The 12,213-nt window shown below is 71.6% G+C and carries 14 protein-coding genes; 4 read left to right on the top strand and 10 right to left on the bottom strand.

The window, feature by feature from the left end:
• Positions 1-115: 115 nt before the first annotated feature.
• Positions 116-1,552, bottom strand: a complete 1,437-nt coding sequence (locus tag ACWD3E_RS06450) for a hypothetical protein (protein ID WP_451386367.1) — start codon at positions 1,550-1,552, stop codon at positions 116-118.
• A gap of 267 nt (positions 1,553-1,819) precedes the next feature.
• On the opposite strand from ACWD3E_RS06450, the gene ACWD3E_RS06445 reads away from it, so the two are divergent.
• Positions 1,820-3,646, top strand: a complete 1,827-nt coding sequence (locus tag ACWD3E_RS06445; RefSeq protein ID WP_451386366.1) for an endonuclease/exonuclease/phosphatase family protein — start codon at positions 1,820-1,822, stop codon at positions 3,644-3,646.
• A gap of 21 nt (positions 3,647-3,667) precedes the next feature.
• On the opposite strand, the gene ACWD3E_RS06440 is transcribed toward ACWD3E_RS06445, so the two are convergent.
• From ACWD3E_RS06440 to ACWD3E_RS06430, 3 genes are read right to left on the bottom strand one after another with little or no spacing between them, the layout of a single operon-like run.
• Positions 3,668-3,880 carry a hypothetical protein gene (locus ACWD3E_RS06440; RefSeq protein ID WP_451386365.1) on the bottom strand — a complete coding sequence of 71 codons (213 nt, stop codon included), beginning with the start codon at positions 3,878-3,880 and terminating at the stop codon, positions 3,668-3,670.
• The gene (locus ACWD3E_RS06435) at positions 3,877-4,572 is read right to left on the bottom strand and encodes a hypothetical protein (RefSeq protein ID WP_451386364.1); all 696 of its coding nucleotides are present in this window, start codon (positions 4,570-4,572) and stop codon (positions 3,877-3,879) included. Before ACWD3E_RS06435 ends, ACWD3E_RS06440 begins: the two co-directional genes overlap by 4 nt.
• Positions 4,569-4,709 carry a hypothetical protein gene (locus ACWD3E_RS06430; RefSeq protein WP_451386363.1) on the bottom strand — a complete coding sequence of 47 codons (141 nt, stop codon included), beginning with the start codon at positions 4,707-4,709 and terminating at the stop codon, positions 4,569-4,571. The genes ACWD3E_RS06435 and ACWD3E_RS06430 overlap by 4 nt, the downstream gene beginning before the upstream one ends.
• A 168-nt stretch (positions 4,710-4,877) precedes the next feature.
• Between ACWD3E_RS06430 and dapA the strand changes: the two genes are divergently transcribed.
• The 3 genes from dapA (at position 4,878) to ACWD3E_RS06415 (ending at position 6,879) form a co-directional block, all read left to right on the top strand.
• Positions 4,878-5,780: a 4-hydroxy-tetrahydrodipicolinate synthase gene (dapA, locus tag ACWD3E_RS06425; protein ID WP_451386362.1), complete on the top strand. Its 903-nt coding sequence runs from the start codon at positions 4,878-4,880 to the stop codon at positions 5,778-5,780.
• 70 nt (positions 5,781-5,850) lie between these two features.
• The gene (locus ACWD3E_RS06420; protein ID WP_451386361.1) at positions 5,851-6,357 is read left to right on the top strand and encodes a hypothetical protein; all 507 of its coding nucleotides are present in this window, start codon (positions 5,851-5,853) and stop codon (positions 6,355-6,357) included.
• Positions 6,358-6,675: 318 nt separating this feature from the next.
• On the top strand, positions 6,676-6,879 hold the full coding sequence (locus tag ACWD3E_RS06415; RefSeq protein ID WP_451386360.1) for a hypothetical protein: 204 nt from the start codon (positions 6,676-6,678) through the stop codon (positions 6,877-6,879).
• Between the two features lie 169 nt (positions 6,880-7,048).
• On the opposite strand, the gene ACWD3E_RS06410 is transcribed toward ACWD3E_RS06415, so the two are convergent.
• The 6 genes from ACWD3E_RS06410 to ACWD3E_RS06385 form a co-directional block, all read right to left on the bottom strand.
• Positions 7,049-8,521, bottom strand: coding sequence for a sialidase family protein (locus tag ACWD3E_RS06410; protein ID WP_451386359.1), 1,473 nt, complete (start codon positions 8,519-8,521; stop codon positions 7,049-7,051).
• A 470-nt stretch (positions 8,522-8,991) separates the two neighbouring features.
• The gene (locus tag ACWD3E_RS06405; RefSeq protein WP_451386358.1) at positions 8,992-9,198 is read right to left on the bottom strand and encodes a hypothetical protein; all 207 of its coding nucleotides are present in this window, start codon (positions 9,196-9,198) and stop codon (positions 8,992-8,994) included.
• 182 nt (positions 9,199-9,380) lie between these two features.
• Complete coding sequence (locus ACWD3E_RS06400) at positions 9,381-9,656, bottom strand: hypothetical protein (protein ID WP_451386357.1); 276 nt, start codon at positions 9,654-9,656, stop codon at positions 9,381-9,383.
• Positions 9,657-10,293: 637 nt separating this feature from the next.
• Positions 10,294-11,280, bottom strand: a complete 987-nt coding sequence (gene dapD, locus ACWD3E_RS06395) for a 2,3,4,5-tetrahydropyridine-2,6-dicarboxylate N-succinyltransferase (RefSeq protein WP_451386356.1) — start codon at positions 11,278-11,280, stop codon at positions 10,294-10,296.
• Positions 11,281-11,353: 73 nt separating this feature from the next.
• Complete coding sequence (locus tag ACWD3E_RS06390) at positions 11,354-11,890, bottom strand: TetR/AcrR family transcriptional regulator (RefSeq protein WP_451386355.1); 537 nt, start codon at positions 11,888-11,890, stop codon at positions 11,354-11,356.
• Positions 11,890-12,213 carry a DMT family transporter gene (locus tag ACWD3E_RS06385; RefSeq protein WP_451386354.1) on the bottom strand — a complete coding sequence of 108 codons (324 nt, stop codon included), beginning with the start codon at positions 12,211-12,213 and terminating at the stop codon, positions 11,890-11,892. Before ACWD3E_RS06385 ends, ACWD3E_RS06390 begins: the two co-directional genes overlap by 1 nt.

Below are 12,213 nucleotides of genomic sequence, written 5' to 3'. Positions count from 1 at the left end.
CCTTGAACAGGAGCTGAACACCGGTCTACTTCCGGACCGCCGGTTCCATGAATCCGTATGTCCCGCCCCATGGGCGGCAAAAGGACCCCTTGCCGTCCAAGCTCTCCCGTACCGCTCAACCGCCTTGCTGCGAGCGCGCCTTGAAGGCGGCCTTCCGGGCCTCCTTCGCCACCTTCTTGTCCGGGTGCAGCCGCCCCATCGCCTCCAGCACATCCGCGGTGGCCGGGTGCTCGACCCGCCAGGCGGCGGCGAAGAACCCGCTGTGCTGCTCGGCCAGGCCCTCCACCAGCGCGCGCAGCTCCGCGGAGTTGCCCTCGGCGGCCAGCTGCGCGGCGAGCGTGTCGATGGTCAGCCAGAACACCAGCTGCTCCGACGGCGCGGGCACATCTGCGGCGCCCCGCTCGCTCAGCCACACCCGGGCGAGTCCGCCCAGCTCGGGGTCGTCCAGCACCTCCCGGAGCGCGGGCTCGGCCTCCGCGCCGACCAGGGACAGCGCCTGCTGGCAGCGCAGCCTGCGCAGCGGCGCCCCCTCGTCCGAGCCCCGGGCAGCCGCGAGCAACTCCCGTGCCGCGGCCAGCGGTTCGCGGTGCTCCAGCCACTGCTCGGTCTCGGCCTGCGCGGCCGACTGCCCGAAGCGCGCCGTGCCGTCGAGCAGCGCGTCCGCGCCCTTGCCGACGAGTTCGCCCACCGCGGGCGCCTCGAACCCGGCGTCCAGCAGCCGGGCCCGCAGCCCGTAGAGGCCGAGCGGGGTCAGCCGGACCATGCCGTAGCGGGAGACGTCGGTTTCGTCGGTTTCGTCGACCGGCGCGGCGGGCTCCTCGCCGGCGTCGGCCATCAGCGCCTCGTCCACCGGCTGGTACTCCACGAGCCCGACCGGCTCCAGCATCCGGAACTGGTCGTCCAGACGCATCATCGCGTCGGAGACCTGCTCCAGGGCATCGTTGCTGGGCTCGCCCATGCCGCCGGGGATGATCATCGAGGCGGCGAGGGCGGGCAGCGGCACCGCACTCTCGCCGGGGCCGTCCTCACTGACGGTCAGCAGATAGAGGTTGGCGAGGACGCCGTCGAGGAACTCCGCCTCGGCCTCCGGGTCCCAGTCGAGTGACGAGAAATCGACCTCGCCGCCCTCGTCCAGAGCGTCGACCAGACCATCGAGGTCGGGCACGGCCGCGTCCGCGACGACGGTCTCCAGGGCGGCGAGCCAGATGCCGAGCACGTCCTGCGGGGAGCCGCCGGTGAGCAGCGCCAGGTCGGCGGCGGCCCCCACGGCTCCGGTCTCCTCGTCGACGACGTCGACCAGGCCGGCGTCCACGGCGACCCGCCAGGCCTCACCGGCAGCAGCCGCGGCGTCGTCGCCGCTCAGTCCGAGCACCTCGGCGGCGGCCGGGAGCTGCTCCTCGGCCAGTTCGCCGCCGGCGTCCACGCGGGTCTCGGGCCCGGCCCAGCGGGCGAGGCGGGCGGCCCGGGAGAGGACGGGCGTGGACAGCGCGGCACGCGCCAGCTCCGCTTCGGGGTGCAGCCGTACGGGCGGCAGGGGGGAGCTGTCTGACATCGGCTGGTTCTCCTCGGACCGTGAAAGGACTCAGCCGCTCAGCCTAGACGGGTTTCCACCCATGCCGCCCGGTTCATCTCCCCGCAAGGTCCCGTCCATGGCCGAAACCTTGACAACTCCCAGGCATAGGCAGGAGATTGACGCGCGTAGAAGTTGGGGGGACAACTGTTCACTCGGCTCTATGCGTGTCACGGAGGGCTACGAGCCCCGCACGCTCACGTTCCACCCTCGTCCCGGCGCCCCACATTCGTCCCCGGAGGGATTCCCTTGCCGAGCAGGTCTTCCGCGCGCCTCGCCGCGCTCACCGTCGCCGCCGTCTGTTCCGCCGCGTCGACCATCGTCCTCACCGCGCCCGCCCACGCCGACTCGGTGCGCATCCACGACATCCAGGGCACGACCCGGATATCGCCGCTGGCGGGCCAGAAGGTCGCGGACGTGCCCGGCATCGTCACGGCCACCCGCGGCTACGGCTCCTCCAAGGGCTTCTGGCTCCAGGACCCGACGCCGGACGACAACCCGGCGACCAGCGAAGGCGTGTTCGTCTTCACCGGCTCGGCGCCGAAGGTCGCGGTCGGCGACTCCGTGAAGGTCAGCGGCACGGTCTCCGAGTACGTCCCGGGCGGCACCACGTCCGGCAACCAGTCCGTGACGGAGATCAGCAAGCCGGTCGTCACCACCGTCTCCACAGGCAACGAGGTCCCGGCGCCGGTCGTGATCGACGAGGACTCGGTGCCGGACGAGTACGCCCCGGAGGGCGACACCGCGGCGGGCGGCTCGATCAACGGCCTGGCCCTGGACCCGTCGGCGTACGCCCTGGACTACTACGAGTCCCTGGAGGGCATGAACGTCCAGGTCGAGGACACGCGCGTGGTCACCGCCACCAACCCGTACAGCGAGCTGTGGGTCACGGTGAAGCCGTGGGAGCACCGCAACGTCCGGGGCGGCACGGTCTACGGCTCCTACGAGTCCCAGAACACCGGCCGCCTGCAGATCGAGTCCCTCGGCCCGACCGCCGACTTCCCGAAGGCGAACGTCGGCGACACCCTGGAGGGCGCCACCACCGGCCCGCTGGACTTCAACCAGTTCGGCGGCTACACCCTGGTCGCGAGCAAGCTCGGCACGCTGCAGAGTGGCGGTCTGGAGCGCGAGACGACCCGCAAGCAGTCGGGCCGCGAGCTGGCGGTGGCGACGTACAACGTCGAGAACCTCGACCCGTCGGACCACACGTTCGACCAGCACGCCGCCGCGATCGTGAACAACCTGCAGTCGCCGGACATCGTGTCCCTGGAGGAGATCCAGGACAACAACGGTGCCACGGACGACGGCACGGTCGACGCGAGCGCGACCGTGAACAAGCTGATCGACGCGATCGTCGCGGCGGGCGGCCCCAAGTACGACTGGCGCTCCATCGACCCGGTCAACGACCAGGACGGCGGCCAGCCCGGCGGCAACATCCGCCAGGTGTTCCTCTTCAACCCGGAGCGGGTGTCCTTCGTGGACCGCGCGGGCGGCGACTCCACCACCGCGGTCGGCGTCACCAAGGTCGGGGGCAAGGCACAGCTGACGGTCTCGCCGGGCCGGATCGACCCGGCCAACGCGGCCTGGAACAGCAGCCGCAAGCCGCTGGCCGGCGAGTTCGTCTTCCACGGCAAGACCGTGTTCGTGATCGCCAACCACCTCAACTCCAAGGGCGGCGACCAGGGGCTGGCCTCCCAGTACCAGCCGCCGGTGCGCAGCTCGGAGATCCAGCGCCACGCCCAGGCGACCGAGGTGAACGCCTTCGTCAAGGACATCCTGGCCGTGCAGAAGAACGCGAACGTCATCGCGCTCGGTGACATGAACGACTTCGAGTTCTCCGAGACCGCGCAGATCCTGGAAGGCGACGGCGAACTGTGGTCGGCGATCAAGTCGCTGCCCAGGAGCGAGCGTTACACCTACGACTACCAGGGCAACCAGCAGGTCCTGGACCAGATCCTGATCAGCCCGGCGATCCGGCGCGGCTGCGACTTCGATTACGACAGCGTGCACATCAACTCGGAGTTCAACGACCAGATCAGCGACCACGACCCGCAGGTGCTGCGCTTCCGCCCGTAGCGCCGGAAAGACCGGGGCCGGTCAGTGGTGACGGTGGCGCAGCACGCCGCGCACGGCCTGGGCCGCGCTCATGCGCACCTGTACGGCCATGGCCCCGGTCTTGTCCAGCAGGTCGGCGGCGCGGGTGCGCGCCCGCCCCGCCAGGTCCGCCTCGCCCGCCAACCGGCCCAGGGTGTGGCCGAGTCGGCTCCTGGTGTGCCCGTTGTGCCGGGGCGGCTCGTCGTGGTGCCTCACGATGATCCGCCTCCGGTGCCGCGGTCGCCGAGCCGGGCGAGCTGGGTCTGGAACCAGTCGAGCCTGGCCTGCAACAGGGCGGCCTCGGCGACGAGTTCGGATACGCCCGGCGCCGGTTCAGCGGACGAGACCCCCGCACCGACCCCCACTCCGGTCCCGGCCCCCGCCACCACCCGCAGCCCTTCCCCGGCCAGCCGGGCGAATCCGGCCGGCGAGACGGACGTACGCCCGCGCCCGCAGCCCGCGCAGAGGGGGGCCAGGGCCCGCCAGCCGGGCCTGCCCCAGCCCGCGTCCGCGAGCGCGATGGCGGTGGCGCCGCAGGCGCACGGGCCGACCGTCGCCGTGCGCACCCGCTGCCGGGCGTAGCGGAAGCCACGCTCGAAGCGGATGTAGGCGCCGAGCACGGAGACTTCGAGCAGGACCGCCGCCCGGTTCTCCGCGGTGCACAGCAGGGCCTCGGCCGCCGCGCGGTCGTGCACGCAGTGGAAGCCGCAGTCGCACAGGCGCGCGGGCGGCCGGTGCCTGCGGCCGTAGACGCAGGCAGCGTCGTCGAGCACGGCGTACGGCAACGCGCCGCCGAGCGACACACCGGTGAACCCGGCCCGGGTGCCGTCCTGGGACAGCATCGGGTGGGCGATCTTGTAGCCGGTCGGCGGCTCCGTCGGGCGTTCCGCCGGGAGCCGCAGTCTCATCGGGCGGCCGGGACCTCTTCGCGGGCCGGCTCGGCCGGTTCACTGCGGACGATGTCTTCGGGAAGCTCCGTCTCGTCCTTCCGGACGAGCGGCTTCTCCTCGGCGATGCCGGTGGCCAGTGCCTTGCCGAGCTTCATGGCGCCTCCCATGACCTGACGTCGGTGCCCCTTGGGCCATAGTGACCCATGAGGGCCCGAGTTGGACACAGCCCCTCCGGCCACCCACCAAACATCTCAGTAATGCTTACGAATACCTCTAAGAAGAATTAAGTAGAGCTTCACTGTGATGCTGCCGAGACTACTCCCATGACGACCACTCGCAAGCCCTCCCCGCCCTTCGGCCGCACTCTCTGCGCGATGATCACGCCGTTCACCGAGTCCGGCGCGCTCGACCTGGACGGCGCCCGGCGGCTGGCCGGGCACCTGGTGGGCGAGGGCTGCGACGGCCTGGTCCTGAACGGCACCACGGGCGAGTCGCCCACCACCACGGACGCGGAGAAGGCGGAGCTGATCGCGGCCGTGCGGGAGGCGGTCGGCGACGGGGCCTCGCTGGTCGCGGGCGTGGGTACATCCGACACCGGGCACACCGTGGAGCTGGCCCGCGCCGCCGCGAAGGCGGGCGCCGACGGCGTGCTGGTGGTGACGCCGTACTACAGCAAGCCGCCGCAGGAGGCGGTCGAGGCGCACTTCCTCCAGGTCGCGGACGCGAGCGAGCTGCCGGTGATGCTCTACGACATCCCGGGCCGCACCGGCACCCGGATCGAGCCGGAGACGATGATCCGTCTAGCCGCGCACCCGCGGATCGTGGCGGTCAAGGACTGCTCCTACGACTTCCTCGGCACCCAGAAGGTGCTCGCGCGCACGGAGTTGGCGTACTACGCGGGCTGCGACGAGCACGTCCTCGCGTTGTACGCGGTCGGCGCGGCCGGCTGTGTCAGCACGGTCGCCAACGCCGTACCGGCCCATGTCGCCGCGATCCTCGACGCGTTCGACGCGGGTGACACCACCCGCGCGAGCGAACTCCAGCTCCGGGCCACGCCGTTCATCGAGGCCATGATGGGCGCGGGCCTGCCCGGCACGGTCACCGCCAAGGCCGTCCTCCCCCGCCTCGGCCTCCCCGCGGGCCCCGTGCGCGCCCCTCTGCTGCCGGCCGGCCAGGAGGCCGTCGACGCGCTGATGGCGGCGTACGAGAAGTGCGTACGGGCGTGATCACCTAGGGCCTGGCCGCTGCGCCGGAAAATCCGTGGGCCCCGCGAGCCCGCTGCCGTACGGTGTCCCCGTGAGCCGCCCCCTGCTGTTCCTGGACGTCGACGGCCCGCTCAACCCGTACGCGGCGAAGGCACAGCGGCGCCCCGAGGGCTACACGACGATCCGCGCGGGCACGGGCCCCTTCGGCCGTCCCTGGCGGGTCTGGCTGAACCCGGCCCACGGCCCGGCGCTGCTGAACCTCGGCTACGAGCTGTGCTGGGCGTCGACCTGGATGGCCGAGGCCAACATCTGGATCGGCCCGGTCCTCGGCCTGCCCGAGCTGCCGTACGTCGACTTCGGCGGGGCTCTGTTCGCCGAGCGGCCGGACACGGTGCACTGGAAGACGGAGGCGATCGTCGCCCACGCCGGAGGCCGCCCGTTCGCCTGGGTGGACGACGAGCAGAGCCCGGCCGACGCCGATTACGTGACGGCCCACCATCGCGCACCCGCCCTGCTGCACCACGTCGACCCGCGGGTGGGCCTGCGCGGGGACGACTTCACGGCGCTGGCGGAGTTCGCGGCCGGCCTGGAGACATGAGCGAGCGCCCTCCCGGCATACGGAAGGGCGCCCGGTGTCGTTCCGTTCGTCAGTGGTGGCTGCTGTGAGGTCGGCGCAGGTCACAGGCTCACGGCGCCTCACGGGCCGCCCCGGGGCCGGCGAGAGCGGTGCCGGGCGTGAGCTGGACGACCGGGCGGGGTGGTCTCTTCGTTCCAGGGCCTGCCCGACGGGTCGCGTCACCGACCCCGCACCCGACAGCAATTTCACCCGAATGGCGCAACATGACGTGCCACCCACATGGGTGAAGATCAAGCTGACTAGTGCCCCAGACGAGGCAATCCGTGAAAGGGGAACCAAATGCGTCTTCGACGAATCCTCGCCGCCGTCATCGCCACGGCAGCCCTCGCCGGACTCGGCCTCACAGGCGCCGCCACCGCCGCAACCGCACAGGGTGCACCGTCCTACGTCACCCCTTCTCAGTGCAAGCAGGGCGGCGGAACGGCCGATCTGACGGACAACCTCTGCAAGGGCGGTACGCACGACGGGGAGCGGATCGACTGAACCCCACAAGGCGCCCCGCAGCCACGCGCCGCGGGGCGCTCCCGCGCGAGCGCAGCGAGCTGCCAAGGTTCGCGCGGCCTTGGGCCGCACCTTCTCGGAGGGCCCCACGCAGGTCCGAGGCCTGTCTGCAGCCGTCGGCGGTCGGGGCGGCCGACGGCGTCCGCGTCGGTCAGCGGGTGCGGAGACTGGTTGTGTACACGTCCGTACGGTTCTGTGGTGCGCCGGAGTGGGTCTCGGTGAGCACCGCCCGTACTCCCTTGCCGTCCGCCACCAGGCCTTGGTAGTCGCCGAGGAAGTAGCCCCCGGCGAACGGCGCCTGCAGCCAGTCGAAGACCCGCGAGATCCGTCGTTCGGTCCGCAGCTTCGGATTTCCGCGCTGCAGCGTGGCCAGTTGGTAGGCGGTGGGCAGGGTGGTGGTGGTGCCGGGCTCGAGGAAACGCAGGTCGTAGTAAGTGAGCGCGACCGTGCCCCGCTCGGCGACCGCGATCGACGGTGAGAAGGCCGGAACGCCCTTGGGGCTGATCAGCTCCGGGGTCCCCCAGGTGCGTCCGCCGTCGGTGGACCGCACAAGCTGGACGGAGTCGAACTTTCCACCGGAGAAGTCCGAGCCCTCGTAGGCCATGTACAGCGTGCCTGTCCTGGGGTCGACGGCCGGGCTCGGCAGAGTGGTCCCGTCGCGCAGCAGTTTGGTGGGGTCGTTCGGGTCGACCTCCGGTACGGAGGTGTCCCGGGCCACGGTGACCGGGGCGCTCCAGGTCTCTCCGGCGTCGGTCGAGGTGACCGCCTCGTAGCGGGCTTCGACGACGGTGCTCAGGTCGTCGGAGTAGGTGATCCGGTCGAAGAAGTCGTACAGGGTGCCGGTGCGCCGGTCGGCGACGATCAGATGGCCGATGGTCTGGGTGTTGGGCACGGTGCTGGTGTCGACGAACGGCCGGGCCTTGCTCCAGGTGCGGCCGCCGTCGCGGGTGAGGGAGATGTAGCCGGGACCGTCGAGGGAGCTGGGGCCGGGTGGGTCGTTGTCGAGGCGGTTCCAGACCTGATAGGCGGTGCCCTTGCGGATCGGGTCGGCGGTGAGTGAGGGCTTGTCGTTGAAGAACGGCTGCTCGTCGACGTGCGTGGTGGTGAGGTTCTGCCAAGTGCGGCCGCCGTCGCGGGACGTGACTGCCAGGAGGGCGCTGCGCGTGCTCTTCGTGAAGTCGACGCCCTCCCCGCCGGCGTAGACCGTGCCGTCCGGTCCGGTGCTCACCCAGGGGTCGGTGGCCCGTTCGTAGTCCGCGCCGCCGGGGGCGCACAGGCTGAACGGCAGCGTGCTCCGGTGGAAGGTGCGGCCGTCCCTGGTCCAGCCGGCCGCCAGGCCGCGGGCGCCGCCGTCGTTCCAGCGGTCCTGCTGGAACACGGTGACCACGCGCTTCGGGTCGCGCGGATCGACGGAGAGGTACGGCTCGACCTCGGTGCCCGGGTAGACGACGCTGTCGGGGGACCTCGCGCCGATGGTGCAGTCGGCGTACGGGTCGCCCTGGGACACCTTGACCAGTGGTGTGCCGTCGGGGTTCCGGTCTGCCGCGGCGGGAGTCGCGCCGGTGACCGTGACGAGCAGGAGCGCGGCGGTGGTGACGGCGGCCGGGGGCAGGCAGACGCGCATGCGGGATCTCCTCCGGGCCTGGCGGCCGGGGTACGGGACCGCCGTCATCCAGGCGGCCGGGGGCGCGAAGGCGTACCGGAACGCGAGGATGGGGCGACTCCGCTTGATCCTTTTCGGCGTTGCAGCCGGTGCCCTTGATGGGCCGAACGACGGAGTCATCCCCGGGGTTGTCGAGGAGCATGGCGGAGCCGACCGGCGGTGCACCGTGCCGGTCGGCTCCTTGGTCGTGCTGTTACGGCGCCGTCTCGTAGGTCCCCGGAGAGGCCGGCGAGACTGCTCGTTCTTCTGCGCCTGTTCAAGACCTGCCGAGTGTCAACAATGCTCGTGATCAATACAGCTAGGAAATGCGAACGACCTCGTCGGTCACTTATGACGACACGGCCGAGGCCGTTCAGGACGGCGCGGACCATCTCGAAGCGCCGCGCCGGGGTGCACCGGCCGGACTGGTTGCCCAGCCGTGCGCCGACCGGTCAAGTGATCGCCTGCGTGGTCCCGTCAGGCAGCGCGCAGACGTAGCCGTCGTAGGGGCGTGAAACGATCTGTCCGCCGGCGGCCGTGCAGTCGTCTCTGGAGATGTTCGGAGACGAGGCGGCCCCGGCGCTGACAGCGCCGACGGCGCTCACGCCGGCAAGGGTTGCCGCGGCCAGGGCGAGGCCCAGGATTCTGCGCATGCGCATGACTTCCTCCTCCTCTCAGGCGCCTTCGTTCGGCCTTCGGGAAGGACAAGTCCCAAGACGACGGCGCCCTCTTGCTCAGCATGGGCGCTCCGCATGAGGCCCGCGAGGCGAGGCTGGGCGCCGCGCTCGGGCGGTGACCGCCCGGCCCCGGAGGGCGGCGGGCGGCTGCCGCGCGCGGTCCTCTAATGCGGTTCGTGGGCCGCCGCCCGGCAGGCACCGGTCGCGGCGCCGCCCGCCACTCCGGCCCCGGTCAGCCCGGTCACACAACCCTGCAGGTCTCCGACCACGCCACGGCTGCATGCCGCTGTGACGGAGTCGGAAGCGGTGGCACCGGCCAGTTCGGCCATCTGCGTGCAGGCGGGGATGTCCGCCCGGACCGCGGGAGCGGCGAGGACCGCACCGCCGAGGGTGAGGGTCAGGCCGGTGAGGGCACCGGCAATACGGGTCGACGTGCGCATGGGAAGCACCTGCCTTCCGGGTTGGTCGCGCGGTCCTGGTCCCGGCGGGCCGGATCCACGCGGTAAGGCCGCCTGGCGACGCTCGGTGAGTGGTGCCCCGGCTGACCGCACGATTCTGCGTCGCATCCATTGAGCCGCACCGGGACATGGTCGCCAGGCCGAAGGAGAGGGCCCCGGACCGGATGAGACGCACTCGGACCTCCACTCGCGGGCCCCTCACTCCAGCGTCGCATCCTCTCCCCCGCCCGTCCTGGGCACCCGGGGGGCCACGCTGAGTAACCGCGATTACGCGAAGCGCGGTAGCCGGCCCGTCCGTCCGACCAGGTGGATCGGGCGGCACTTCACGGCGAGCGCCGATGGGAGGCCAAGGTGTCGCCGGGGAGAGCGAAGCCGCTGTACGGCCAGCAGACGAAGAACATTCTTTGTTCCTACGGCCCCAAGACCTTGCTGCCCAACTCTGCGAACCACGGCCGCTGATCGAACTCCTCTTGCGCTGCTCACGCACGAGCGCCCTCCCGGGCCGTCCTCGGGCCGTGGAAGGGCGCTCAGCGATGACCGACGTCGACAACTGCCGACAGCTCAGCAGCAGGTCAGGACGTTGATCGATGAGGGGGCCTCAGGTCAAGGCCGCCGATCGTCAGTTGTGGCTGTGCAGGATGTCGTTCAGGCCGCCCCACACCGCGTTGTTCGGGCGGGCCTCGACCGTGCCGGTGACCGAGTTGCGGCGGAAGAGGATGTTGGAGGCGCCGCTGAGTTCGCGGGCCTTGACGATCTGGCCGTCGGGCATGGTCACGCGCGTGCCGGCGGTGATGTACAGGCCGGCCTCGACCACGCACTCGTCGCCGAGCGCGATGCCGACGCCCGCCTCGGCGCCGATCAGGCAGCGCTCGCCGATGGAGATGACGACGTTGCCGCCGCCGGACAGCGTGCCCATGGTGGAGGCGCCGCCGCCGATGTCCGAGCCGTCACCGACGACGACACCGGCGGAGATGCGGCCCTCGACCATGGAGGTGCCGAGGGTACCCGCGTTGAAGTTGACGAAGCCCTCGTGCATGACCGTGGTGCCCGCGGCGAGGTGCGCGCCGAGGCGGACCCGGTCGGCGTCGGCGATGCGGACGCCCTTGGGGGCGACGTAGTCCGTCATGCGCGGGAACTTGTCGATCGAGGTGACCTGGAGGTGCAGGCCCTCGGCGCGGGCGTTCAGCCGCACCTTCTCGATGTCGTCCACGGCGACCGGGCCGAGCGAGGTCCAGGCGACGTTGGCGAGCAGGCCGAAGATGCCGTCCAGGCTCTGGCCGTGCGGCTTGACCAGGCGGTGGGAGAGCAGGTGCAGGCGCAGGTAGGCGTCGTGGGTGTCGATCGGCTTGTCGTCGAGCGAGGCGATGACCGTACGGACCGCGACGACCTCGACGCCCCGGCGGGCGTCCGGGCCGAGGGCCGCGGTCGCGCCGCTGCCGAGCAGCTCCGCGGCCCGCTCGGCGGAGAGCCGCTCGGTGCCGGAGGGGCCCGGCTCCTCCACCAGCTCGGGGGCGGGGAACCAGGTGTCGAGAACGGTGCCGTCGGAGGCGAGGGTGGCGAGGCCGGCGGCGACGGCGCCGGTCGAACGGGAAGCAGTGTCGGTCATGCGGAAAACCTAACGCGGCGGGGGTCGCCGGAGCGAACCCGTCCGGGAGGCGTCTCAGGTGCCGGGCGCGGGTTCAGGGGATCACCCGAGCCAGCACGGCGCGCGCGTACTCCTCGTCGTACGAACCGCCGGTCAGCAGCACCTGCAGACAGATCCCGTCCACCACCGCGAGCAGCGCGCGTGCCGTGACCGGGTCGACGCGGGCGGCCAGGCGGGCGGCGGTGTCCTGCGTCCACTGGGCGGCCACCGGGCGCAGCGCGGGGCGGCGCAGGGCCGCGAGGTACAGCTCGTACTCCAGCTCGGCACCGGGCCGGTCGCCGCCCAGCCAGTCGCCGAGGACCCGGGCCAGCCCGGCCGCGAGGTCGCTGTCCGGGTCGTCCAGGACCCCGCTCGCGTCGAGTACGCTCCCGAAGCCCTCGCTGGCCTGGCAGAGGGCGGCCACCAGCAGGTCGTCCAGGGTGGCGAAGTGGTACGTCGTGGAGCCGAGCGGGACGTCCGCCTCGGCCGCGACCGTGCGGTGGCTCAGTCCTGCGATGCCCTTCTCGCTCACGACCCGGATCGCCGCGTCGATGATCCGCCGGCGCCGGTCGGGGTCGTAGCGGCGGGGCATCAGTGCGTCGCCCCGCCCATGTTGAGGACCACCACGCCCCCGACGATCAGCAGGATCCCGGCGACCTTCGTCAGGGACAGCCCCTCGCCGAACAGCAGCAGGCCGAGGACGGCGATGACCGCGGTGCCGACCCCGGACCAGATCGCGTACGCCGTGCCGATCTGCACGGTCTTCAGGCACTGGGCGAGCAGCGAGAAGGAGACGAGGTAGCCCATGGCCGTCAGCAGCGAGGGCCCGAGCCTGCTGAAGCCCTGGCTGTACTTCATCGCCGTCGTCGCGGCGACCTCGGCGGCTATGGCGCCGGCGAGCAAGAGGTATCCCAT

The sequence above is a fragment of the Streptomyces sp. NPDC002676 genome (assembly GCF_053592455.1).
The sequence above is the reverse complement of the archived record's forward strand: the minus strand, read 5'-3'. Positions and strand labels throughout refer to the sequence as shown.